The sequence below is a fragment of the Pseudomonas oligotrophica genome (genome assembly GCF_021726475.1).
In the GTDB taxonomy this organism is placed as follows: domain Bacteria; phylum Pseudomonadota; class Gammaproteobacteria; order Pseudomonadales; family Pseudomonadaceae; genus Stutzerimonas; species Stutzerimonas oligotrophica.
Genome location: NZ_JAKJRU010000002.1, coordinates 532612 through 554142, shown reverse-complemented (window position 1 = coordinate 554142; position 21531 = coordinate 532612). Strand labels below are relative to the sequence as shown.

Here is a 21531-nt window from a genome sequence, read left to right as displayed (position 1 = left end):
TTCATTGCCAGGCCCGGTGGTAGGCGCCCAGGGTGGTCTGCGAGCCTTCGGAGAGGCCGTCCAGCACCTGGCGCCAGGCCGGCTGCACCGCATAGCGCTGCGGCGCCTTGAGATAGCTGTCCAGCGCGGCGCGCCAGACACGGGTGACCTGCTCGACATAGGCCGGGCTGCGCTGGCGTCCCTCGATCTTCATCGCCGTCACGCCGATGGCGGCCAGCTCCGGAATCAGGTCGAGGGTGTTCAGGCTGGTCGGCTCCTCCAGCGCATGGAAGCGCTTGCCGTTGACCATGAAGCGGCCCTTGCACAGGGTCGGGTAGCCGGCCGACTCGCCTTCGGCGTAGCGATCGATGAGCACGTTGTTCAGCCGTGAGGTCAGCCCCTCGGGCTCGTCGCTCCAGCGCACCGCCTTGGCCGGCGAGCAGACGCCGCAGAGGTTCGGCGACTCGCCGGTGAGGTAGGACGACAGGTGGCAGCGGCCCTCGGCCATGATGCACAGGCTGCCGAAGGCGAACACCTCGATCGGCACCGGGCTGCTGGCGGCGACCTGCTTGACCTGCTTGAGCGACAGCACGCGCGGCAGCACCGCGCGGCTGATCCCGTAGCGTTGCTGGTAGAAGCCCAGCGCGGCGGCGTTGGTCGCCGAGCCCTGCACCGAGAGGTGCAGCTTGAGCTGCGGATGGCGCTTGCTGGCGTAGCCGAGCACGCCCGGGTCGGCGGCGATCAGCGCGTCGACGCCCAGGTCGGCGGCCTGGTCCACCGCGCGCTGCCAGCGCGACCAGCCTTCGGGCTGGGCATAGGTATTGACCGCCACATAGAGCTGGCGGCCCTTTTCGCGGATCAGCTGCATTCCCTTGTCGAGCTGCTTGTCGTCGAGATTGAGGCCGGCGAAGTGACGCGCGTTGGTGTCATCGCGAAAGCCTACATAGATGGCATCGGCGCCCTGCTGGACGGCGGCCTTGAGCGCGGGCAGGCTTCCTGCCGGGCAGACCAGGTGCATGGCAACTCCTAGACGTTTGGAGAAACGGGCGCGCACGGGACGCGAGCGCCCATGCGGCGGAGGGAAAACAGCCGGCAGTCTAGGGAGCCGGCCGGAGGCCAGCATTGATAGGGGTCAAGATTGGCCGGCGGCCCGAACGGGCTGCCGGTAGCCGACGAAGCGGGCTTCAGATGCCCTCGTCGCCCTCGAACTCCTCGGTGGCGCGGGCGACCATCTGCCGCCAGGCGCCGGACTCCTCGGCCAGCAGGCGCATGGCCTTGAGGCTGGCCTCGAAGGCATCGCGGTAGTGCAGCGGCTCGTTCTGGCTGGCGGCCAGGTTGGCGTGCGCGCGCGCCTCGTCGAGCAACGCGTCGAACTGTTTCAGGTCCAGCGCCATGGTGGTTTCCTCGCAGCGGTTGGCTTTGAAGATAGACCACCGGGGCGCCTGCGGGATCGCCCGCGCGGCCGGCGTGAGCGACGAAGCGCCTACTTGAGCTTCAGCCGCCGTGCCAGCTTGTGCAGGTTGCTCGGATCCAGGTCCAGCAGGCGCGCGGCCTGCGCCCAGTTCTCGCCGCTCGCCTCCAGGGCCCGGACGATGGCCCGGCGCTGGCTGTCGTCGACGATCTGGCGCAACGGCAGCAGCGGCTCGCCCGCAACCGGCTCGACCAGTTCCGCCGGCACAGGCATGCGCAGGTCGGCCTGGCTGTCGAGGTCGAGCATGTCCGCCTCCAGGGTGAGGATCTCGCTGCGCGAGGCGCCGCGGCTGAGCAGGCGCAGCGCGGCGCGACTGATCACGTGCTCCAGTTCGCGTACGTTGCCCGGCCAGGCATAGCCGAGCAGCGCGCGTTCGGCCGCCGGCGACAGGCGCACGCTGCGCAGCCCCAGGCGCGCCCGGTTCAGTTCGAGGAAGTGCCCGGCGAGGATCAGCACGTCGTTGCCGCGCTCGCGCAGCGGCGGGATCGGCGCCGGGTAGACCGACAGCCGGTGGTAGAGGTCGGCGCGAAACAGCCCGTCGCGCACGCTGTCGCGCAGGTTGCGATTGGTCGCGGCGATGATCCGCACGTCGACCTGGCGCGGCTTGTCGGCCCCCAGGCGCTGGATCTCGCCGTTCTGCAGGGTGCGCAGCAGCTTGGCCTGCACGGTCAGCGGCAGTTCGCCAACCTCGTCTAGCAGCAGCGTGCCGCCGTTGGCCGCATCGAAGCGCCCGGGGCGGTCGGTGGTGGCGCCGGAGAAGGCGCCCTTCACATGGCCGAACAGCTCGCTCTCGGCCAGCGACTCGGGCAGCGCGGCACAGTTGACGTGCACCAGCGGCTTACTGTGCCGGCGCGAATGACGGTGCAGCCAGCGGGCGAACATCTCCTTGCCGACACCGGTCTCGCCGAGCAGCAGCACCGGCAGCTCGGAATCGGCGACCACCTGCAGCTCGCGCAACAGCCCGCGAATGGCTTCGCTCTGGCCGAGGATCTCGTTCTCGCCGGGATCGAAGCTGTCGTCCGAGACGTCGCTGCGCGCCAGGCGCAGGCTGCGGTTCTCGTTCTCCAGCCGGGTCACCCGTACCGCCGCCTCGATCATCAGCGTGAAGCGCTGCAGGTCCAGGCGCGCGGCGTCGTCGAAGGTGCCGGCGTGCAACGCATCGAGGGTCAGTGCACCCCACAGCTTGCCCTCGACGTAGAGGCTGACGCCCATGCAGTCGTGCACCGGCAAGGGCTCGCCGACGTGCTCGTCGAGCAGGCCGTCGTAGGGGTCCGGCAGACGGCTGTCGGGCTCGAACCAGGTCGGTTCGCGCTGCGAGAGGATCGCCGCCAGCCGCGGATGCTGGGCGACCACGAAACGCCGGCCGAGCGCCTCCTGCACCAGGCCGATGGCCGCCACCGGGCGCAGGCTGTCGTCATCCAGCCGCAGCAGCACCACGGCGCCGCAGCGAAAGCGCTGCTGCAGGGTATGCACCAGGCGCTGCAGGCGCACGGCGTTGGGCAATTCGGTGATCAGGTCGGCCAGCAGGGCTTCTTCAAGCATGGTGATAACTACCTAACAAGGTTGCAGAAACCCTAAACCCCAGCGGTGAAAAAAACCATACAAATGTACAAGCCACTAAAAATCAATAAGTTGCAGATGGCACGTCGGTTGCGTTGCAACAGGCAAACCTCCACAGGAAACCGCCATGCAACTTCTCGACGAAACCCTCGGCACCCTCGCCTGCTCGATTCCCGGTGCCACCCGCATCTTCCGCCAGTACCACCTCGACTTCTGCTGCGGCGGCAACCTGCCGCTGCGCGAGGCCGCCGCCCAGCGCGGCCTGGATGGCGAGGCCATCGCCGGCGAACTGGCCGCGCTGCACAGCGCGCAGGCCGGGCCGGACTGGCGCCAGGCGAGCGCCGGCGAGCTGATCGAGTACCTCCTCGAGCGCTTCCACGAGCGCCACCGCGACCAGCTGCCGGAGCTGATCCGCCTCGCCAGCCGCGTCGAGCAGGTCCACGGCAGCAAGCCCGGCTGCCCCAACGGCCTGGCCGAGCACCTGTGGAACATGCAGCAGGAGCTCGAAAGCCACATGCTCAAGGAAGAGCAGGTGCTGTTCCCCATGCTGCAGCGCGGCATCCGCACGCCGCAGACCGACGGCCCGATCTCGGTGATGCGCTACGAGCACGACCAGCACGGCAATGCCCTGGCCCAGCTCGCCTACCTCACCGACGACATCACCCCGCCGCCGCACGCCTGCAACACCTGGCGCGCCCTCTACCGCGGCCTGGAGGAGTTGCGTGACGACCTCATGCAGCACATCCACCTGGAGAACAACATCCTGTTCGCCAACGCCCAGCAGTGAACGCCCGCGCGGCGTCGAGGAGGCACCGATGAAACAGCTGATCCAACCGCTGGCCTGGGGCCTGGCACTGGCCTCGGTGCTGGCCACCGCGAGCAGCCTGGCGCTGAGCCTGGTCACCCCGGCCGCCGCCGCCACCGCGGTGCACGAGCATCACGCCCACGGCCCGGCGCCGACCCTGCCGGCGCAGGCCAGCTTCGCCACCGATGCGGCGCTGCGCGAAGGCATGTCGCGGGTACGCGACGCCGTCGAGGCGCTTGGCGACACGCCGGCGGATCGCCGCCAGGCCGCCGAGCTGGGCGACCGGATCGAGGCGGCCAGCGCCTACCTGGTTGCCAACTGCCACCTGCCGGCCGATGCCGACGCCGCGCTGCACGGCGTGCTCGGTGACCTGCTGGCGGGCGCCGAACAGCTCGACGCCGCCGACCCGGCGCCGGCCCTCGCCCGCGTGCACTCGGGCCTGGCGCGCTACCAGCAACTGTTCAACGCGCCGCACTGGCGCTGAGCGGCAGGCTCCAGGCCTCGAAAGACCGGGGCGCGCGATGCTATCGTCGCGCCCAGATCGTCGCGAGGCCGCCACTCGCGCCCCGTACCCCAGGTCTTGCCGGCGTTCGGCCGCACCGAAGCCGACAGCCCCTCGCACAAAGGATGCCCTTGCATGGTGCTTCATCGCGTACATCACCAGATCCTCCGCAGCCACCACCTGTTCGAGCCGCTCAACGAAGAGCAGCTCGACGAGCTGATGGCCGCCAGCCAGCTGCTCAACCTGGACAAGGGCGACAACCTGTTCCACCAGGGCGAGCCGGCCCATTCGTTCTACTTCGTCATCTCCGGCGCGGTGAAGATCTACCGCCTGACCCCGGACGGGCAGGAAAAGGTCTTCGAGGTCATCGGCAACCGCCAGACCTTCGCCGAAGCGATGATGCTGATGGACACGCCCAACTACGTGGCCTCGGCCCAGGCGGTCTGCCCGACGCAGGTCTACCGCTTCTCCAACGCGGCCTACATGCGCCTGCTCGAGACCAACCAGCGCCTGGCCTTTGCCCTGCTCGGCAAGCTCTGCGTGCGCCTGCACCAGCGCCTCAACGAGATCGAGACGCTGTCGCTGAAGAACGCCACCCACCGCGTGGTGCGCTACCTGCTGACCCAGCTGGCGCGCGCCGGCGGCAACGCCTTCGAGTTGCCGATGGCCAAGCAGCTGGTGGCCGGGCACCTGTCGATCCAGCCGGAGACCTTCTCGCGGATCATCCGCCGGCTGATCGACGAGGGCATCATCACCCAGGAGGGCCGCCTGATCACCGTGCTCGACCGGCAGCGCCTGGAACAGTTCGAATAAGCCGAGCCCCGTGCGGGGTACCCGCCGCAGCGGTTGCGGCGACAGAAGGAGCGAAGCATGGCTGCATGCCTTTACTGCCAGCAGGACAACCCCAAGGGCGAGAGCGAGTGCCGCAACTGCGGCATGCCGCTGCCAGCCCACGCCGATGGCGCCCGCGAGCGGCGCCAGCGGCGCTTCCTGTGGTTCTGCATCGCCCTGGCGGTGTTCTGTGCGGTGATGATCGTCTGGCTGCCGCGCAACCTGTTCTGAGCGGCCCGCAGAAACGAGAACGCCCCGGCAGGCGGGGCGTTCGTCAACGAGCCGGCAGGCTCAGATGTAGTAGGCCTTCAGCGGCGGGAAGCCGTTGAATTCCACCGCGCTGTAGCTGGTGGTGTAGGCACCGGTGGACAGCCAGTACAGGCGGTCGCCGGCGGCCAGGTTCAGCGGCAGGCCGTAGCGGTAGTTCTCGTACATGATGTCGGCGCTGTCGCAGGTCGGGCCGGCGATCACCACCTCCTCCATCTCGCCCTTCTTCTCGGTCCAGATCGGGAACTTGATGGCCTCGTCCATGGTTTCGATCAGGCCGCTGAACTTGCCGACGTCGGCATAGACCCAGCGCTCAACCGCGGTACGCGACTTGCGCGAGACCAGCACCACTTCGCTGACCAGGATGCCGGCGTTGGCGATCAGCGAGCGGCCCGGCTCGAGGATGATCTCCGGCAGCTCGTCGCCGAAGTCTTCCTTGAGGAAGCGGATGATCTCGGCGGCGTAGGTTTCCAGGTCGTTGGTCTTGGCGATGTAGTTGGCCGGGAAGCCGCCGCCCATGTTGATCATCTTCAGGACGATGCCGTCCTCTTCCTTCAGGCGCTCGAAGATCACCTTGACCTTGGCGATCGCCGCGTCCCACACCGAGATGTCGCGCTGCTGGCTGCCGACGTGGAAGGAGATGCCGTAGGGCTCCAGGCCCAGCTGGCGGGCGAGGATCAGCAGGTCCATGGCCATGTCGGTCTGGCAGCCGAACTTGCGCGACAGCGGCCAGTCGGCCGTGGTCGAGCCTTCGGTGAGGATGCGCACGTAGACCTTCGAGCCCGGCGCGGCCTTGGCGATGTTGCGCAGGTCGGCTTCGGAGTCGGTGGCGAACAGGCGCACGCCCTTCTCGAAGAAGTAGCGGATGTCCTTGGACTTCTTGATGGTGTTGCCGTAGCTGATGCGCTCCGGGCCGACGCCGCGGGACATCACCTTGTCCAGTTCGTAGATCGAAGCGATGTCGAAGCTCGAGCCCTTGTCCTTGAGCAGGTCGATGATCTCGACCGCCGGATTGGCCTTGACCGCGTAGTAGATCTTGGCGAACTCGAAGCTGCCGCGCAGATCGTCATAGGCCTTGCTGATGGTCTCGGTGTCGATCACCACGAAGGGGGTTTCGTGCTGGTCGGCGAAGGCCTTCATCTTCTGGAAGGTGGCGCGAGGGTAGTAGTCTTCGATCTTGATCATGCCAGGGCTCCGAAATCGGGAAACGGAATCGAAATTAGGGAGTGGGCGCGCACGGCCCGCCACGAACGCCTGATCAGTTTCCCCACTTTGGTTCGCCTACTTCCCAAGGCATGTCGCCGAGTATCACGGATGATCTCTCGTCGTCAGTACTTGAGCCGGATGGATCGTTGCCAGCATGGACGTTCGGGCGCGAACTTTAGGACCAAGGGGGGTCCAGATCAACCAAAAAAACGCCCGCCCGGCCCATCCATCGGCGGTTGTTCTCGATACTCAACAAAGCGTCCTGGAAACTGCACAAATCCTGGTTCTGCGAAGGCGCCGGCGGACCACAGCCAGAGTCGTTTGCCGCTATAATCCCCGCCTTTTTTGACAGACCGACTACTCCGTCGACGGGTTCCTTATCCAGATGACCACTCAGGCCGCCGAAGTCGCGAAGCGCCGCACCTTCGCCATCATTTCCCACCCCGACGCGGGCAAGACCACCATCACCGAGAAGCTGCTGCTGATGGGCAAGGCGATCGAGGTCGCCGGCACGGTGAAGTCGCGCAAGTCCGACCGCCATGCCACCTCCGACTGGATGGAGATGGAGAAGCAGCGCGGCATCTCCATCACCACCTCGGTGATGCAGTTCCCCTACCGAGAGCACATGGTCAACCTGCTCGACACCCCCGGCCACGAGGACTTCTCGGAAGACACCTACCGCACCCTGACCGCGGTGGACAGCGCGCTGATGGTCCTCGACGGCGGTAAGGGTGTCGAGCCGCGCACCATCGCCCTGATGGAAGTCTGCCGCCTGCGCGATACGCCGATCGTCAGCTTTATCAACAAGCTCGACCGTGACATCCGCGACCCCATCGAGCTGCTCGACGAGATCGAGGCGGTGCTGAAGATCAAGGCCGCGCCGATCACCTGGCCGATCGGCTGCTACCGCGACTTCAAGGGCGTCTACCACCTGCGTGAAGACAAGATCATCGTCTACGTGCCGGGCCACGGCCATGAGCGCACCGAGCAGCGGGTGATCGACAAGCTGGACTCCGACGAGGCCCGCGCGCACCTGGGCGACATGTACGAGCGCTTCATCGAGGAGCTGGAACTGGTCCAGGGCGCCTGCCACGAATTCGACCAGGACGCCTTCCTCAAGGGCGAGATGACCCCGGTGTTCTTCGGCACCGCGCTGGGCAACTTCGGCGTCGACCAGGTGCTCGACGCCATCGTCGATTGGGCACCGATGCCGCTGTCGCGTGCGGCCCACGAGCGGGTGGTCGAGCCGGTCGAGGAAAAGTTCACAGGCTTCGTGTTCAAGATCCAGGCGAACATGGACCCCAAGCACCGCGACCGCATCGCCTTCATGCGCATCTGCTCGGGCAAGTACGAGAAAGGCATGAAGATGCGCCACGTACGGATCAAGAAGGACCTGAAGATCGCCGATGCGCTGACCTTCTTCTCCAGCGAGCGCGAGCAGCTGGAGGAGGCCTATGCCGGCGACATCATCGGCCTGCACAACCACGGCACCATCCAGATCGGCGACACCTTCAGCGAAGGCGAGGTGCTGGGCTTCACCGGCATCCCGCACTTCGCCCCGGAGTTGTTCCGCCGCGTGCGCCTGAAGGACCCGCTCAAATCCAAGCAACTGCGCCAGGGCCTGCAGGAGCTGGCCGAGGAAGGCGCGACCCAGGTGTTCTTCCCCGAACGCAACAACGACATCATCCTCGGCGCGGTCGGCGTGCTGCAGTTCGACGTGGTCGCCAGCCGCCTGAAGGAGGAATACAAGGTCGAGTGTGCCTACGAGGCAATCAACGTCTGGTCGGCGCGCTGGATCGAGTGCAGCGACGAGAAGAAGCTCAAGGAATTCAAGGACAAGGCCTACGAGAACCTCGCCGTCGACGGCGGCGGCCACCTGACCTACCTGGCGCCGACCCGGGTCAACCTGAGCCTGATGGAAGAGCGCTGGCCGGAGGTGAAATTCCGCGCCACCCGCGAGCACCACTGACCGCCGCCCGGCGCCGCGGGCCCGATTCCGGGCCTGCGGCCTGCCGGTTCATTCTTGGTCGGCGCAACCCAGGCAATACTCGGCCGCCGGCATCGCCCGCAGGCGCGCTTCCTCGATAGGCTCACCACAACGCTGGCACTCACCATAACGGCCCTGGGCCAGGCGCTGGCGGGCCAGGCCAACCCGACGCAACTCAGCCTCGGCCTCGATCAGCAGGCCGCGCAGCACGTCGTCGTTCTGCCGCTCCTGCGCCTGCTCCACCGAATCGTGCTCGTGCTCGCGGGCCAGGTCGCGGCGCAGCGCGGCGGCGCGCTGCAGGTATTCCTCGGACAGGCGTGCCAGCGCCTCGCTCGGGTCGAATCGGCTCATATCGCACCTCCACTGGTAATGTTTTCAGTGTGGCCCCATCGGCGCCGGCGGCACTGACGGCGATCAACCCCGGCGCATCGCCAGCGCTGGTCAGCTGGCGGCCTCGACCAGCAGCGGCTGCGCTTCGGGCTGCCTGATCAGCGCGTAGACCACCCCGGTCAGCAGGCTGCCCGCCAGGATCGCGACGAGATACAGCAGTGCGTGGTTGATCGCGTTGGGGATCAGCAGCACGAACAGCCCGCCATGGGGCGCCAGCAGCTTGGCACCGAACGCCATGGACAGCGCGCCGGTCAGTGCACCACCGGCGATGCTGGCCGGGATCACCCGCAGCGGGTCCTTCGCGGCGAAGGGAATCGCGCCCTCGGAGATGAAGCAGCAACCCAGCACCAGCGCGGCCTTGCCGGCTTCGCGCTCGGTCTGGGCGAACTTGCGCCGGGCGATCAGCGTGGCGATGCCCATGCCGATCGGCGGCACCATGCCGGCGGCCATGGTCGCGGCCATCGGCGCGTAGCTTTGCGAGGCGAGCAGCCCGACGGAGAAGGCATAGGCCGCCTTGTTCACCGGCCCGCCGAGGTCGACGCACATCATGGTGCCCAAGAGCAGCCCGAGCAGGATGGCGTTGGAGGTGCCCATGGTGTCGAGGAATTCGGTGAGCCCGGCGAGCAGCTTCGCCACCGGCGTGCCAACGATGTAGATCATCACCAGGCCCGTCGCCAGGCTGGCCAGCAGCGGGATGATCAGGATCGGCTTGAGCGACTCGATGCTGGCCGGCAGCGGAATCCAGCGGCTGACCGCCTTGGCCGCGTAGCCGGCGACGAAACCGGCGATGATGCCGCCAATGAAGCCCGCGCCGAGCGTGCCGGCCAGCAAGCCGCCGATCATGCCGGGCGCCAGGCCCGGGCGGTCGGCGATGGAATAGGCGATGTAGCCGGCCAGTAGCGGCACCATCAGCTGGAAGGCGGTTTCGCCGCCGATCTTCATCAAGGCAGCGGCTAGCGTGCCCTCCTCCTTGAACGCCTCGATGCCGAAGACGAACGACAGGGCAATCAGCAGTCCGCCCGCCACCACCATCGGCAGCATGTAGGACACCCCGGTCAGCAGGTGCTTGTAGACACCGGTCTTCTCCGCTTTCTGCTCTCCCATAGCGGCACTTGCCGTGACGCCACCGCCGAGCACGGCCGCTTCCTGCAGCGCGCGATCCAGCGTCGCCTCGGGTTGCTTCAGTGCGACACCGGTGCCGCAGCGGAACACGCGCTTGCCGGCGAAACGGGCGACGTCCACCTCGATATCGGTCGCCAGCAGCACCGCGTCGGCTTCTTCGATGGCCTGGGGGTCGAGCACGTTGCGCGCGCCCACCGAGCCGCGCGTCTCCACCTGCAGGTCGTAGCCTTTGCGCACCGCCGCCTGCTGCAGGGCCTCGGCGGCCATGAAGGTGTGCGCCACGCCGGTCGGGCATGCGGTGATGGCCACCAGCTTTGGTTTGCCGGCGGAAGGCGCGGCGTCGGCTTCGTCGACCGGCTGCAATTCGGCCGCGGTATCGGCGGCGCTGCGCAGGAAGCCTTCCGGGTCGAGCAGGGCCTCGGACGGGGTCGACTGCACGACACGCTTGCCGACGAAGCGTTGCAGCGACAACGGCCCGGTTTTCACCACCACCACCAGATCGGCATTGGCGATCTGCGCGGGCGTCAGCGGCGAACCGATGGCCTTGGGATCGTGGACTTCCACGGCGGTCGACCAGCCCAGGCGCTGGGCCGCGGCTTCGAGCAGGCGCGAGGTCAGCACGCTGGTGACCATTCCGTTGGGGCAGGCCGTGATGATGAGCAGATTCATTCCTTCACCTCTTGTAATTATTGGCTGAGCGGCTGCAGCCGCACGGCCGCTTCAAGCTCGGCCAGTTGCGCCCGATCAGTGATGCCGAAGCCGATTTGGCCGACGGCCTGAGCGGCAATCGCCGTGGCATGCGCCAGGGTGCGCTCGGCCGGCCAACCCGCCAGCAAGCCGTGGAGCATGCCGGCCAGCAGCGAATCCCCGGCGCCCACGGTGCTGACCACCCGCACCTTGGGCGGCTGGGCATGCCAGGCGGCTGCCGGCGAAAACCAGCTGACCCCCGCGGCGCCCTGGGACATCACGACATGTTCGATGCGGGCATTCAGGCGGCGCGCCTCGTCGGCCAGGGCCTGCGCGTCGGCCGGATCGAGGTCGCGGGCCTGGGCCAGCTCCTCTTCGTTGGGCTTGATCAGCCAGGGTGACAGGGCCAGCCCTTCGCGCAGCGCCGCGCCACTGGTGTCCAGCGCAACACGCGCACCGAGCCGCGCGAGCCGCTGCAGCAGCTCGACGAACCACGGCACCTCGACGCCGCGCGGCAGGCTGCCGGCCACCACGACCAGCTCATGGCTCGGCACCAGGCGTTCGAGGCGGGCGAGCAGCTCCTCGCGCTGGGCGGCGCCGACCTCCAGCCCCGGGCCATTGATGTCGGTGATCCGCCCATCCGCCTCGGCCAGCTTGATGTTGCTGCGGGTCTCACCCGCCACGCGGACGAATTCGTCGGCAAAGCCCCGCGCGCTGAACAACTGCTCGAAAGGCTGCGCATTGGCTTCGCCGAGAAAGCCGGTCACGGTCAGCTGATGGCCAAGATCGGCCAGGACCTGGGCGACGTTGAGTCCCTTGCCCGCGGCATGCACCTGCAGGTTATCGCTGCGATTGACTTCGCCCAGGCGCAGCGCGGGCAGCTGCACGGTGAGATCCAGCGCGGGATTGAGGGTGACGGTCAGTACACGCGCCATCAGCAGTGCTCCCCGACGAAGGCGCGCACTTCATGGGCGCCGGGCAACATTAGGGCCTGCTGAGCCAGCCTCTGGCAGGCGGCGAAGTCCAGCTCGCGCACCCGCGCCTTGACCAGCGCAATGCTGCGCGCCGACACGCTCAACTCATCAACGCCCAGCCCCACCAGCATCGGTATCGCCAGCCCATCGGCGGCCAGCTCGCCGCAGACGCCCACCCATTTGCCCTGCGCATGGGCGGCTTCCACCGTCATGCCGATCAGGCGCAACACGGCCGGGTGCAGCCCATCGGCCTGGCCGGACAGCGTCGGGTGGCCGCGGTCGATTGCCAGCGTGTACTGGGTCAGATCGTTGGTACCGATGCTGAAAAAATCGACTTCCTGCGCCAGCACCGGCGCGATCAGCGCGGCGGACGGGATCTCGATCATGATGCCCACCTGCAGGTCGGCCACCGGCAATTCGACGCGCAGGCGATCGACCAGCGCCTTGGCGGTGCGCCATTCCTCGATATTGCCGACCATGGGAAACATGACCCGCAGCGGCCGGCCGTCGGCGGACGCTAGCAAGGCACGCAGCTGGGTTTCGAGGATGTCCGGGCGCTCCAGGCTCAGGCGAATGCCGCGCACACCGAGGAAGGGGTTCTCCTCGGCCGGCATCGGCCAGTACGGCAGCGGCTTGTCGCCGCCGACATCGAGCGTGCGCACCACCAGGGGCCGGCCTTCGAGGGCTTCCAGTACACGGCGGTATTCGGCTTCCTGGGTCGCCTGATCCGGCGCCTGAGCGTGGTTCATGAACACCAGCTCGGTGCGCAACAGGCCGATGCCCTCGGCACCGAGCGCCAGCGCCTCGGGCGTCTCGCCAGCGGCGCCGATGTTCGCAGCGATCTCCACCGGATGGCCGTCACGGGTGATCGCCGGCTCCAGACGCCGCTCATGGGCCAGGCGCTTGCGTTCCTCCCGCGCGGCGCGCTCGCCCCGGGCCTGTTCGAGCTGCGTATCGCTCGGCGCCACCAGCAGCTCGCCACGCTCGCCATCGAGCAGCAGCAGGGTGTTGGGCGCCAGGCCGAGCACACCGGGCCCGGCGCCGACGATGGCCGGAATACCCAGCGCCCGGGCAATGATGGCGCTGTGCGAGGTGGCGCCGCCGCCGGCGGTGAGAATGCCGGCGACGCGCTGGGCATTGAGGGTGGCGACGTCCGACGGCGCCACCTCGTCCATCACCAGAATGTAGGGCTCATCCGGGGCCTGCTCGGCTTCGACACCGGCCAGGCAGGCCAGCACGCGGCGGCCCACGTCGCGCAGGTCGGCCGCACGCTCGGCGAGCAGCTGGTCATGCAGCGCCTCCTGCTGCTGCGCCGCGCTTTCGATTTCCTCCATCCAGGCCGCCTCGGCGCTGAGGCCTTTCTGCAGGCGCACCTGCACCTCTTCGCGCAGGGCGGGATCCCTGAGCATGGCCTGGTGGGTGGTGAAGATGTCGCGGATGCTGGCGACCTGGCTCTGCGCGATCAGCGTGCCGATTTCGGCGAACACCTTGTCCAGCGCCGCGTCGAGCCGCTGCAGCTCGACAGCAGGGGATTCGCCACGCCGCGGATAGTCGATCGGCTGCGGCTTGCGCACCAGCACCGGGCCGATGGCAATGCCGGGCGAGGCGGCGATGCCGATCACCTGCTCGCCGGCCCGCAGGGCGGGCACGTCCTGGGCGGCTTCATTCAGTTGCACGGTGGCGGCTGGCGGCTGCGCCGGCTCCCCGCCGACTGGCAGCGGCTCGATTTCCTCGCCCAGCCCTTCCTCCACCGCGCGCACCAACGCCGGCAAGGCATCGTCGGCGATCGAGGGCTCGGCGATGAACTCCAGCACCTGCCCACGATGCGAGCCCATCGCCAGCAGCTTGCTCAGGCTCTTGGCCGACACCCCCGCGCTCTGGCTGCCGGCCAGGCGCACGCGGATCTCGCCGGCGAAGGCCTGTGCGACCTCGGTCAGCACCTTGGCCGGGCGAGCGTGCAGGCCGTGGGCATTGGCCAGCGGCACCCGCGAGCTCGGCCAGTCCGCCGGCACGTCGCCGCCCAGGGCTTCGAGCACTGTGCGACTGGAGGTCGCCTGGCTCAGCTCCGCGCCCCGCCCCTCGATCAGTAGGTTGCACAGGCGCTCGAGCATCGCCCGGTGCGCTTCGCCGAGGCTGGCCAGCACGAACAGGCCGTTGAGCGGCTGGCCATGGTGATCGAGCGACGCGGCGGGTGTGACGAACGCCAGCCCCGGTCGCTGCACCGACTGCTCGCTGCTCAGCCACCAGAGGCCCTCGCCCAGCGGCAAGGCCTGGTCGAGCGCGAGCCCGGCATTGAAGCCGGAGACCACGCACTCGGCGCGCTTGAGCAGCTTGACGCCCTGCCAGGCCAGCTCATCGAAGTCCTCGGCGGCAACGCCCAGCCCGACCAGCTCGCCATCGAGCGCCAGCTCCTGCGGCGCGCCCTGCAGCAGGTCGATAATCGCCTCGGGGCTCTCGGCCTTCTGCAGCGCCTCACTGAGGTCGCCCTCACCGAGGGCGCGGGTCAGCAGCTGCAGCAGACGCAGATGCTCGTCGGAACGCGCGGCGATGCCGATGGCAAGGTGGACCTGCTGGCCGTTACCCCAGTCGACGCCCTCCGGAAAATGCAGCAGCCGCACGCCCGTGGTGAACACCTGATCGCGGGTCTCCGGGGTGCCGTGGGGGATCGCGATACCCTGGCCGAGAAAGGTCGAGCCCTGGGCTTCGCGTGCGCGCAAGCCGTCCAGGTAGCCGGGCGCCACCAGCCCGTCGGCAACCAGCACCTCGCCGAGCAGGGCCAGGGCGGCGGCCTTGTCGGTGGCCTGCTGCTGCATGTGGATGTGCCGGGCATTCAACTCAAGCATGGGGAAGCCTCCTTGCGGGCTCGCGATTGTTGTTATTCCACCGGGCCGGCGGCATGCCGCCGCGGGGTGGCGCTTATGACCGAGTGACTGCTGAAACGTTTCACCTAAGGCTGGCACATTACGCAATATTGGGTAACTCTAGAAGCCCTCTTTCCCGCCATCCGTCCTGGAACCTGCGCTTGAAACTGACCGACATCGCCCGCCTGGCCAACGTCTCGGTAACCACCGCCAGCTACGTGCTCAACGGCAAGGCCGCGCAGCGGCGCATCAGCCCGGCAACCGTGGAGCGCGTGCTGGCGGTGGCCGAACAGCAGGGTTTCCAGCTCGACCAGCAGGCCGCCGGGCTGCGCCGCGGCCAGTCGCGCACCCTCGGGCTGATCGTCCCGGACCTGGAGAACCCCAGCTACGCGCGGCTGGCCAAGCTGCTCGAGCAGGGTGCCCGCCGGCGCGGCTACCAGCTGCTGATCGCCAGTTCCGACGACGAGCCGGATACCGAGCGCCAGGTCATCGGGGTGCTGCGCTCGCGGCGCTGCGATGCCCTGCTGGTCGCCAGCTGCCTGCCGGCCGACGACGTCGTGTATCGCCGGCTGCTGGCCGGCGGCACGCCGGTGATCGCGCTGGACCGCGCGCTGGATGCCGAGCAGTTCTGCTCGGTGGTCAGCGATGACCGCGAGGCCGGCGCGCAACTGACCCGCTCGCTGGACGTGCCGCCCGAGGCGCATGTCGCCCTGATCAGCGCACGCCCGGGCCTGCCCATCAGCCAGCAGCGCGAGGAAGGTTTCCGGCAGGCACTGGCGCAGCACCGCGGGCCGGTCAGCATCCTGCGTGCCGAGCAGTTCAGCCGCGCCTGCGGCCGCGAGCAGATGCTCGCCCTGCTCGAGCGCAGCGCGTTGCCCGATGCGCTGGTCACTACCGCCTACGTGCTGCTCGAAGGCGTGTTCGACGCGCTGCGCGAGCGCGACCTGCTGTGGCCCGAACAGCTGCGGCTGGGCACCTTCGGTGATGCGCAGCTGCTGGATTTCCTGCCGATCGGAGTCAACGCGATTTCCCAGCAGCACGCGCAGATCGCCGAGCAGGCGCTGGAGCTGGCGATCCGCGCCATCGAGGACGGCGACTACCGCCCCGGCGTGCAGGCCATCGCTCGCCGACTGCGGCAGCGACAAGCTGCGGCTTGCCCGCGCGCCCGCGCTGACGGAAGCTAGCGGCCTTTCAACCGGCCACCTCCCATGAACATCGAACAGATCACCCAACGCCTGCATGCGATCCGCGACCAGAACGACTGGCAGCGCTTCCACAGTCCGAAGAACCTCGCCATGGCCGCCAGCGTGGAAATGGCCGAGCTGGTGGAAATCTTCCAGTGGCAGACCGAGGACGAGTCGCGCCAGCTATCGGCCGACAAGCGCGAGCACGCCGGCCAGGAGGTCGGCGACATCCTCATGTACCTGCTGCTGATGTGCAGCGAGCTGGGCATCGACATGGAGCAGGCGCTGCTCGCCAAGCTGGCCGACAACGAACGGCGCTTCGCCCGATGAGCGACCGCCACTTCGACGAGCTGGCCACGCGCTTCGCCGAGAAGATCTATGGCGGCGCCAAGGGCGCGATCCGCCTCGCCGTGCTGCAGGCCGACCTCGCCGAAATCCTCCCCGAGCGCCCGCTGCGGGTGCTCGATGTCGGCGCCGGCCTTGGTCACATGAGCCTCTGGCTGGCGCAGCAGGGCCACGAGGTCACGCTCGCCGAACCCGCCGCCCCGATGCTCGACGGCGCCCGCGAGCGCTTCGCCGCCGCCGGGCTCGAAGCGCGCTTCGTCCAGGCCAGCTGGCAGCAACTGGCGACCACCCCTGGGCAGACCTATGATCTGGTCATCTGCCACGCAGTGCTGGAATGGCTGGCCGATCCGGCGGCGATCCTGCCGGTGCTGCGCGGCCAGCTGGCCGAGAATGGCTGGCTGTCGCTGGCCTTCTACAACCGCGATGCGCTGATCTACCGCAACCTGCTCAAGGGCCACTTCAAGAAGCTGCGCAGCCAGTCGTACGCCGGCGAGCGGCAGAGCCTGACGCCGCAGCAGCCGCTGGACCCGCGCGCGCTGGCGACACAACTGGCCGGGTATTTCACGGTCGAACGGACAAGCGGCGTGCGCGTCTTCCACGACTACATGCCGAGCGATTTCCAGGCCCGCACCGAGCCTTCCGAGCTGCTGGAAATGGAACTGGCGTACCGCCGCCACCCGACCTTCCAGGGCCTGGGTCGCTACCTGCACTGGCTCTGCCGGCCGCGCTGACGGCGAGGAGGTTCTCATGGCGCAAGGGTCGATCGCCCGCCTGGCCGGGGCCTGCAGCCTGGTGCTGTGCCTGCTGCTGGCTGCGTGCGCGCCACGCAACCCCTACCGCGCCGAGTCCATGCCGCTGCCGCCGGCGCCGGCAGCCGCCGCGCAAGACCCCGACCGCAGCGCCTACCCCGCCGCCCCGCTGGATTTCTCCCGGTTTCGCAGCTGGCGCTGGCGCAACGTGCCGCCCGGCAGCGGCGCGCTCGGCCCCGAGGAGGTCCAGGCGCTGCTGGCCGGCGAACTCGACCAGCGCGGCCTGCGTCCGGCCCGCGCGGGGCAGGCCGCGGATCTGGAGGTCAGCCTGGATGTGCGCAGCGAACGGCGCATCCGCCAGGTCTACGATGACTATGGTGGCTACTACGGCCGCGGCCCCTATGACCATGCCTATGGCGCCTGGGGCGCGGCGCCGCTGGTGCGCAGCTACGAGGAAGAGGTACTGGTGGTGCGCATCGAGCTGTTCGACCCGGCGCGCGAGCAGAGCCTCTGGCGCAACCACGCCGAGGCGCGCCAGGGCGACGATCGCCACGCCCATGGCGAAGCCCTTCGCCAAGCCATCCGCCGCGCGCTGCAGGATTACCCGCCGCGCTGAACCCAACCCGATCGGAGGTCGACCATGTTCCGCCGTTCCCTGCTGGTTGCGCTGCTGCTGGCCCTGGCCGCTTGCCAGGCCCCGCCGCTGCAACGCGACTTCGATGCCAGCCGCGACTTCGCCGCCTATCGTGACTGGGCCTGGCGCGAACCGGCCCTGCAGTATCGCCCGGACGACCCGCGGCTGAAGAGCGACCTCACCGAGCAGCGCGTGCGCGAAGCGATCGCCGAGCAGCTCGAGCAGCGCGGCCTGCGCCCGGCACGCGAGCCCGCCGCCGCCCAATTGCAGGTGCAGGCCTGGTACATCGTCGACCAGCGCAGCCAGACCGTGACCACCTACTCCGGCGGTGCCTGGATGGGCTACTGGCCGGGCTTCTGGGGCGGGCCGGCCTATGCCGACAGCCGCACCCTGGACTACCAGGTCGCCACGCTGCAGATCGACCTGTTCGACGGGCGCGACGGCAAGCTGGTGTGGCGCGGCAGCACCGAGGACATCCTGCGCCGCGAGGGCGACCCGGCCGCACGCGCCCAGCGCATCCGCCAGGCCGTGGCGCGGGTGCTCGCGCAGTATCCGCCGCACTGACCATCCCGGCCCGAGGTGGCGCCTGCCGGCGCCGCCGGGGATAATCCGCGCCCCTTCACGACTCCCTGGAGAAACGCATGCCCAGCGTGGCCTGGTGGCTGCTCACGCTACCCTTCGTCGCCGGCGCCTTCCTGCCGCTGCAGGCCGGCATCAACGGCCAGATGGCCCGGCAGATCAGCAGCGTGATGAGCGCGGCGCTGATCTCCTTCGCCGTGGGCACCCTGGCCCTGCTGTGCATCGTCCTGGCCCAGCGCGACCTGCCGAGCGGCGAGGCGCTGCGCAACCTGAGCTGGTGGCACCTGTGCGGCGGCCTGCTGGGCGCCTTCTTCATCGCCACCGCCGCCTTCGCCGCGCCGCGCACCGGCGCGCTGCTGTTCATGGCCCTGGTGCTGGCCGGCCAGTTGGCCATGGCCCTGCTGCTCGACCACTTCGGTTGGGCTGGCTACCGCGAGGCCCCGGTCAGCACCGGCAAGCTGCTCGGCCTGGTGCTGATCGTCGGCGGCGTCTGGCTGATCCAGCGCGGCTGAGCGCGCCTCAGCGTCGCTCGAAGGCGTAGAACAGGTTCGGCTCGCTGACCAGGTAGAGGTCGCCGTGGTCATCGAGGGTCAGACCCTCGCCCTGCGGCACGCTGTCTCGCAGGCCGGCGAAGCCGCTCCACAGCGAGCGAAAGCTGACCATCTCGCCCGTGCCATCGAGCTCGAGCACCATCCTCGCCTCGTCGCTGAGCAAGACCAGGTGGCCGGTATGCGCGTCGTAGTGCACCGAGGACAGGTCGCTGGCCATGTCCTTGTCCTCGATCCAGGCCTCGCGGTCGATGACCTCGAGCCGCATGTCGCCGTCGAGCGAGGCCCGCAGGCCGCGGATTTCGTAGAGCTTGCGCGGCGAATGCTCCTTGACCACGAACAGCCGGTCGCCGGCCCGATCGTAGGCCACGCCCTCGAAGCCGCTGTTGTCGTCGCCGTGCAGGCCCAGGGTCAGCGAGCGCTGCCCGGCGCGTTGCAGCGGCCCGTCCCGAGTCGGCACCGGGATCACCACCAGCGCCTGGCGGCGCTCCTCGGCGACCAGCAGCAGGTCATCGCCCAGGTAGGTGACCGCCTCGACATCCTCGAAGCCCTGCAGCGGGTAGCGCGCGAGGAAGCGCCCCTGGCGATCCAGCGCCAGCAGCTCGGCCGGCGAGTTGACCACCGCCCAGAGCTGCCCGCGGCGCTCGTCCCAGGTCAGCCCCGAGAGATTGCCGGGCACCGTGGCCACCGGCTTGGCATCGATGCGCACGCGGTACTCGGGCAACCACAGGCTGCGCTGCTCGCGACTGGACTCGTGATAGGCGGTGCTCAGCGAATACAGCAGGCGCTCGTCCAGGTGGACCTGGCTGCCGGCATACAACAGGCAGAGCAGCAGGGCAGCCAGCCACAGCTGCGTTCGGGAAACCTCGCGCAGGCGCGCCATCACTTTCATCGTTCGTTCTCCGTTAGGTCGCTGCAGCATGCCGGCCGGTCGTTGCAGCGGGATGACGCGGCACAACGCCTCGATGAGCGACACGCCTGGCCAGGGCGACTACCGACCGCCATACTGCGCCCCGGTTCCGCCGCCGCGACGAAGCGGAACTCGACCGCGGCGCCGCAGCCAAAGGGCAAGGCGTTGCGCTGGCAAGGCCATCCCCACACTGACGGAGAACGAAATGCAGGCAGAGGGCGTATTCGAGTGGCTGGGACAGGCGATCGGCACGCTGATCCGCTTCGTCGTCGAGGCGCTGAGCGGCTTCTTCGCCTTCTTCGCCAATGCCGGGCAGGATTTTCTCCAGGGGCTGTCGCGCACCCTGGGCATGGACCGCTCGCTGCTCAGCCTGGTCGCGCTGGTGATCGGGCTGTTGCTGCTGGGTGCGGCGGTGCGCGCCTTCATGCGCCGCTCGATCATCGCCGGCCTGGTCTGGCTGTTCCTCGGCCTCTGGCTGCTGAGCTGGCTGATCCACTGATCGCCCGGGCAGAATCGCCGCAGGCCCGGCCCTCGCGCAGCCGGTCACACTGGAGCCGTCGATGACCCGCCTCACCGCCGCCTGGCAGCACGCGCCGACCCATCGCCGGGTGTGGGCGCTGGCCGCGCCGATGATCCTTTCCAACCTCTCCGTGCCGCTGGTGGCGCTGGTCGACAGCGCAGTGATCGGCCACCTGCCCCACGCCCACCAGCTGGGCGCCGTCGCGGTCGGCAGCAGCCTGTACACGCTGCTGGTCTGGGTGATGGGCTTCCTGCGCATGGGCACCACCGGCTTCGCCGCCCAGGCCAGCGGCCGCCGCGATGGCGGCGCGCTGCGCCAGGTGCTGCTGCAGGGCCTGCTGCTGGCGTTGCTCGCCGGGCTGCTGCTGGCGCTCGTGGCCATTCCCTTCAAGGGCCTGGCGCTGCAGTTGATGCAGCCGTCGGCCGCCCTCGACGGGCTGACCCGCGACTATTTCCATACCCGCCTGCTGGGCCTGCCGGCAGCGCTGGCCAGCTACGTGCTGATCGGCTGGCTGATCGGCGCGCAGAACGCCCGCGCGCCGCTGGTGATCCTGCTGACCACCAACCTGCTCAACGTCGCGCTCGACCTGTGGTTCGTGCTCGGCCTCGACTGGGGCGTGGCCGGCGCCGCGCGCGCCTCGGTGATCGCCGAATGGAGCGGTGCCCTGCTCGGCCTGTACCTGGCCCGCCGGCAGTTGGCCGCCTGGCCGGGGCGCATCGACCGGCAGGCGCTGCGCCTGTGGCAGAACTGGCGCCCGCTGCTGGCGGTCAACCGTGACATCTTCCTGCGCTCGCTGGCGCTGCAACTGGTGTTCCTGCTGGTGACGGTGCAAGGCACCCGCCTCGGCGATGCGACGGTGGCGGCCAATGCGCTGCTGCTCAACGGCCTGCTGCTCACCGCGCACGCGCTCGATGGCCTGGCCCATGCCGTGGAGGCGCTGAGCGGGCATGCGATCGGCGAACGCGACGCGCGCCAGCTCGAGCGGGTGATGGTGGTGGCGACGGGCTGGTCGCTGCTGGCCAGCCTCGGTTTCGGCCTGTTCTTCCTGCTCGGCGGCCACTGGTTCGTCGCCCTGCAAACCGATATCGAGGCAGTGCGCAGCCTGGCGGTGGCGTTCCTGCCCTACCTGGCGGCGCTGCCGCTGGTGGCCGTGTGGAGCTACCTGCTCGACGGCCTGTTCATCGGCGCCACCCGCGCGCGGGAGATGCGCGACAGCATGCTGCTGGCGGTCGCCGCGGCGCTGCCGCTCGGCTGGTTGCTGCAGGGGCTGGGCAACCACGGGCTGTGGCTGGCGTTTCTCGCCTTCATGCTGTTGCGCGGGGTCTTTCTCGGCGCCCAGGCGCTGCGTCTGCAACAATCGGCCGCCTGGTTTCCCGCCGAACCGACCGCGGCCCTCGGCAAAACGCTCACGGGACACTGA

General features: G+C 68.9%; 22 protein-coding genes. 13 read left to right on the top strand and 9 right to left on the bottom strand.

What is annotated here, in order from left to right:
• Position 1 precedes the first annotated feature (1 nt).
• The 3 genes from ubiU to norR form a co-directional block, all read right to left on the bottom strand.
• A complete protein-coding gene (gene ubiU / locus L3N39_RS06505) occupies positions 2 to 997 on the bottom strand; it encodes a ubiquinone anaerobic biosynthesis protein UbiU (RefSeq protein ID WP_237256459.1) in 996 nt (331 codons plus the stop codon).
• A gap of 166 nt (positions 998 to 1163) precedes the next feature.
• On the bottom strand, positions 1164 to 1373 hold the full coding sequence (locus L3N39_RS06500; RefSeq protein WP_237256458.1) for a hypothetical protein: 210 nt from the start codon (positions 1371 to 1373) through the stop codon (positions 1164 to 1166).
• An 89-nt stretch (positions 1374 to 1462) separates the two neighbouring features.
• A complete protein-coding gene (gene norR, locus L3N39_RS06495; RefSeq protein ID WP_237256457.1) occupies positions 1463 to 2992 on the bottom strand; it encodes a nitric oxide reductase transcriptional regulator NorR in 1530 nt (509 codons plus the stop codon).
• 145 nt (positions 2993 to 3137) lie between these two features.
• Here norR and ytfE point away from each other — a divergent pair, with 145 nt between their 5' ends.
• From ytfE to L3N39_RS06475, 4 genes are all read left to right on the top strand, one after another.
• Positions 3138 to 3797 carry an iron-sulfur cluster repair protein YtfE gene (gene ytfE, locus L3N39_RS06490; RefSeq protein ID WP_237256456.1) on the top strand — a complete coding sequence of 220 codons (660 nt, stop codon included), beginning with the start codon at positions 3138 to 3140 and terminating at the stop codon, positions 3795 to 3797.
• A gap of 28 nt (positions 3798 to 3825) precedes the next feature.
• Positions 3826 to 4299: a DnrO protein gene (locus L3N39_RS06485; RefSeq protein WP_237256455.1), complete on the top strand. Its 474-nt coding sequence runs from the start codon at positions 3826 to 3828 to the stop codon at positions 4297 to 4299.
• 153 nt (positions 4300 to 4452) lie between these two features.
• Positions 4453 to 5130, top strand: coding sequence for a Crp/Fnr family transcriptional regulator (locus L3N39_RS06480; protein ID WP_237256454.1), 678 nt, complete (start codon positions 4453 to 4455; stop codon positions 5128 to 5130).
• 57 nt (positions 5131 to 5187) lie between these two features.
• Positions 5188 to 5379, top strand: coding sequence for a DnrP protein (locus tag L3N39_RS06475; protein ID WP_237256453.1), 192 nt, complete (start codon positions 5188 to 5190; stop codon positions 5377 to 5379).
• Between the two features lie 60 nt (positions 5380 to 5439).
• Here the strand turns inward: L3N39_RS06475 and L3N39_RS06470 are convergent, their stop codons facing one another.
• Positions 5440 to 6600 (bottom strand): type III PLP-dependent enzyme, encoded by a 1161-nt coding sequence (locus tag L3N39_RS06470; RefSeq protein WP_041103879.1) that lies wholly within the window; start codon positions 6598 to 6600, stop codon positions 5440 to 5442.
• Positions 6601 to 7006: 406 nt separating this feature from the next.
• Here L3N39_RS06470 and L3N39_RS06465 point away from each other — a divergent pair, with 406 nt between their 5' ends.
• Positions 7007 to 8590 carry a peptide chain release factor 3 gene (locus L3N39_RS06465; protein WP_237256452.1) on the top strand — a complete coding sequence of 528 codons (1584 nt, stop codon included), beginning with the start codon at positions 7007 to 7009 and terminating at the stop codon, positions 8588 to 8590.
• Between the two features lie 48 nt (positions 8591 to 8638).
• Here the strand turns inward: L3N39_RS06465 and L3N39_RS06460 are convergent, their stop codons facing one another.
• The 4 genes from L3N39_RS06460 to ptsP form a co-directional block, all read right to left on the bottom strand.
• On the bottom strand, positions 8639 to 8959 hold the full coding sequence (locus L3N39_RS06460; protein ID WP_237256451.1) for a TraR/DksA family transcriptional regulator: 321 nt from the start codon (positions 8957 to 8959) through the stop codon (positions 8639 to 8641).
• A 90-nt stretch (positions 8960 to 9049) separates the two neighbouring features.
• The gene (locus L3N39_RS06455; protein WP_237256450.1) at positions 9050 to 10789 is read right to left on the bottom strand and encodes a PTS fructose-like transporter subunit IIB; all 1740 of its coding nucleotides are present in this window, start codon (positions 10787 to 10789) and stop codon (positions 9050 to 9052) included.
• A 17-nt stretch (positions 10790 to 10806) separates the two neighbouring features.
• Complete coding sequence (pfkB, locus tag L3N39_RS06450; protein WP_237256449.1) at positions 10807 to 11742, bottom strand: 1-phosphofructokinase; 936 nt, start codon at positions 11740 to 11742, stop codon at positions 10807 to 10809.
• Positions 11742 to 14624, bottom strand: coding sequence for a phosphoenolpyruvate--protein phosphotransferase (gene ptsP, locus L3N39_RS06445; protein WP_237256448.1), 2883 nt, complete (start codon positions 14622 to 14624; stop codon positions 11742 to 11744). Before ptsP ends, pfkB begins: the two co-directional genes overlap by 1 nt.
• Before the next feature lie 179 nt (positions 14625 to 14803).
• On the opposite strand from ptsP, the gene cra reads away from it, so the two are divergent.
• From cra to L3N39_RS06415, 6 genes are all read left to right on the top strand, one after another.
• The gene (gene cra, locus L3N39_RS06440; protein WP_237256447.1) at positions 14804 to 15826 is read left to right on the top strand and encodes a catabolite repressor/activator; all 1023 of its coding nucleotides are present in this window, start codon (positions 14804 to 14806) and stop codon (positions 15824 to 15826) included.
• A gap of 24 nt (positions 15827 to 15850) precedes the next feature.
• Positions 15851 to 16156 (top strand): nucleotide pyrophosphohydrolase, encoded by a 306-nt coding sequence (locus L3N39_RS06435; protein WP_237256446.1) that lies wholly within the window; start codon positions 15851 to 15853, stop codon positions 16154 to 16156.
• The gene (locus tag L3N39_RS06430; RefSeq protein ID WP_237256445.1) at positions 16153 to 16902 is read left to right on the top strand and encodes a methyltransferase domain-containing protein; all 750 of its coding nucleotides are present in this window, start codon (positions 16153 to 16155) and stop codon (positions 16900 to 16902) included. The genes L3N39_RS06435 and L3N39_RS06430 overlap by 4 nt, the downstream gene beginning before the upstream one ends.
• Before the next feature lie 16 nt (positions 16903 to 16918).
• Positions 16919 to 17536: a DUF4136 domain-containing protein gene (locus tag L3N39_RS06425; protein ID WP_237256444.1), complete on the top strand. Its 618-nt coding sequence runs from the start codon at positions 16919 to 16921 to the stop codon at positions 17534 to 17536.
• 24 nt (positions 17537 to 17560) lie between these two features.
• Positions 17561 to 18118 carry a DUF4136 domain-containing protein gene (locus L3N39_RS06420; RefSeq protein ID WP_237256443.1) on the top strand — a complete coding sequence of 186 codons (558 nt, stop codon included), beginning with the start codon at positions 17561 to 17563 and terminating at the stop codon, positions 18116 to 18118.
• A gap of 77 nt (positions 18119 to 18195) precedes the next feature.
• A complete protein-coding gene (locus L3N39_RS06415; protein WP_237256442.1) occupies positions 18196 to 18645 on the top strand; it encodes a DMT family transporter in 450 nt (149 codons plus the stop codon).
• A 7-nt stretch (positions 18646 to 18652) separates the two neighbouring features.
• Here L3N39_RS06415 and L3N39_RS06410 read toward each other — a convergent pair whose 3' ends face one another.
• Complete coding sequence (locus L3N39_RS06410; protein WP_237256594.1) at positions 18653 to 19564, bottom strand: SdiA-regulated domain-containing protein; 912 nt, start codon at positions 19562 to 19564, stop codon at positions 18653 to 18655.
• Between the two features lie 232 nt (positions 19565 to 19796).
• Between L3N39_RS06410 and L3N39_RS06405 the strand changes: the two genes are divergently transcribed.
• Both L3N39_RS06405 and L3N39_RS06400 read left to right on the top strand, forming a co-directional pair.
• Entirely contained in the window at positions 19797 to 20090 is a 294-nt protein-coding gene (locus tag L3N39_RS06405; RefSeq protein WP_237256441.1) for a hypothetical protein, read from the top strand.
• A 61-nt stretch (positions 20091 to 20151) separates the two neighbouring features.
• Positions 20152 to 21531, top strand: a complete 1380-nt coding sequence (locus L3N39_RS06400; RefSeq protein WP_237256440.1) for an MATE family efflux transporter — start codon at positions 20152 to 20154, stop codon at positions 21529 to 21531.

Bases quoted from the DNA above. Each gene is read 5' to 3' on its own strand.
- L3N39_RS06500 (WP_237256458.1), bottom strand. From the start codon at position 1,373: ATGGCGCTGGACCTGAAACAGTTCGACGCGTTGCTCGACGAGGCGCGC.
- L3N39_RS06425 (WP_237256444.1), top strand. From the start codon at position 16,919: ATGGCGCAAGGGTCGATCGCCCGCCTGGCCGGGGCCTGCAGCCTGGTG.
- L3N39_RS06415 (WP_237256442.1), top strand. From the start codon at position 18,196: ATGCCCAGCGTGGCCTGGTGGCTGCTCACGCTACCCTTCGTCGCCGGC.
- L3N39_RS06455 (WP_237256450.1), bottom strand. From the start codon at position 10,789: ATGAATCTGCTCATCATCACGGCCTGCCCCAACGGAATGGTCACCAGC.
- L3N39_RS06480 (WP_237256454.1), top strand. From the start codon at position 4,453: ATGGTGCTTCATCGCGTACATCACCAGATCCTCCGCAGCCACCACCTG.
- ptsP (WP_237256448.1), bottom strand. From the start codon at position 14,624: ATGCTTGAGTTGAATGCCCGGCACATCCACATGCAGCAGCAGGCCACC.
- L3N39_RS06400 (WP_237256440.1), top strand. From the start codon at position 20,152: ATGACCCGCCTCACCGCCGCCTGGCAGCACGCGCCGACCCATCGCCGG.
- L3N39_RS06460 (WP_237256451.1), bottom strand. From the start codon at position 8,959: ATGAGCCGATTCGACCCGAGCGAGGCGCTGGCACGCCTGTCCGAGGAA.
- L3N39_RS06430 (WP_237256445.1), top strand. From the start codon at position 16,153: ATGAGCGACCGCCACTTCGACGAGCTGGCCACGCGCTTCGCCGAGAAG.
- pfkB (WP_237256449.1), bottom strand. From the start codon at position 11,742: ATGGCGCGTGTACTGACCGTCACCCTCAATCCCGCGCTGGATCTCACC.
- ytfE (WP_237256456.1), top strand. From the start codon at position 3,138: ATGCAACTTCTCGACGAAACCCTCGGCACCCTCGCCTGCTCGATTCCC.
- L3N39_RS06475 (WP_237256453.1), top strand. From the start codon at position 5,188: ATGGCTGCATGCCTTTACTGCCAGCAGGACAACCCCAAGGGCGAGAGC.
- ubiU (WP_237256459.1), bottom strand. From the start codon at position 997: ATGCACCTGGTCTGCCCGGCAGGAAGCCTGCCCGCGCTCAAGGCCGCC.
- L3N39_RS06465 (WP_237256452.1), top strand. From the start codon at position 7,007: ATGACCACTCAGGCCGCCGAAGTCGCGAAGCGCCGCACCTTCGCCATC.
- L3N39_RS06485 (WP_237256455.1), top strand. From the start codon at position 3,826: ATGAAACAGCTGATCCAACCGCTGGCCTGGGGCCTGGCACTGGCCTCG.
- L3N39_RS06435 (WP_237256446.1), top strand. From the start codon at position 15,851: ATGAACATCGAACAGATCACCCAACGCCTGCATGCGATCCGCGACCAG.
- norR (WP_237256457.1), bottom strand. From the start codon at position 2,992: ATGCTTGAAGAAGCCCTGCTGGCCGACCTGATCACCGAATTGCCCAAC.
- L3N39_RS06470 (WP_041103879.1), bottom strand. From the start codon at position 6,600: ATGATCAAGATCGAAGACTACTACCCTCGCGCCACCTTCCAGAAGATG.
- L3N39_RS06410 (WP_237256594.1), bottom strand. From the start codon at position 19,564: ATGGCGCGCCTGCGCGAGGTTTCCCGAACGCAGCTGTGGCTGGCTGCC.
- L3N39_RS06405 (WP_237256441.1), top strand. From the start codon at position 19,797: ATGCAGGCAGAGGGCGTATTCGAGTGGCTGGGACAGGCGATCGGCACG.
- L3N39_RS06420 (WP_237256443.1), top strand. From the start codon at position 17,561: ATGTTCCGCCGTTCCCTGCTGGTTGCGCTGCTGCTGGCCCTGGCCGCT.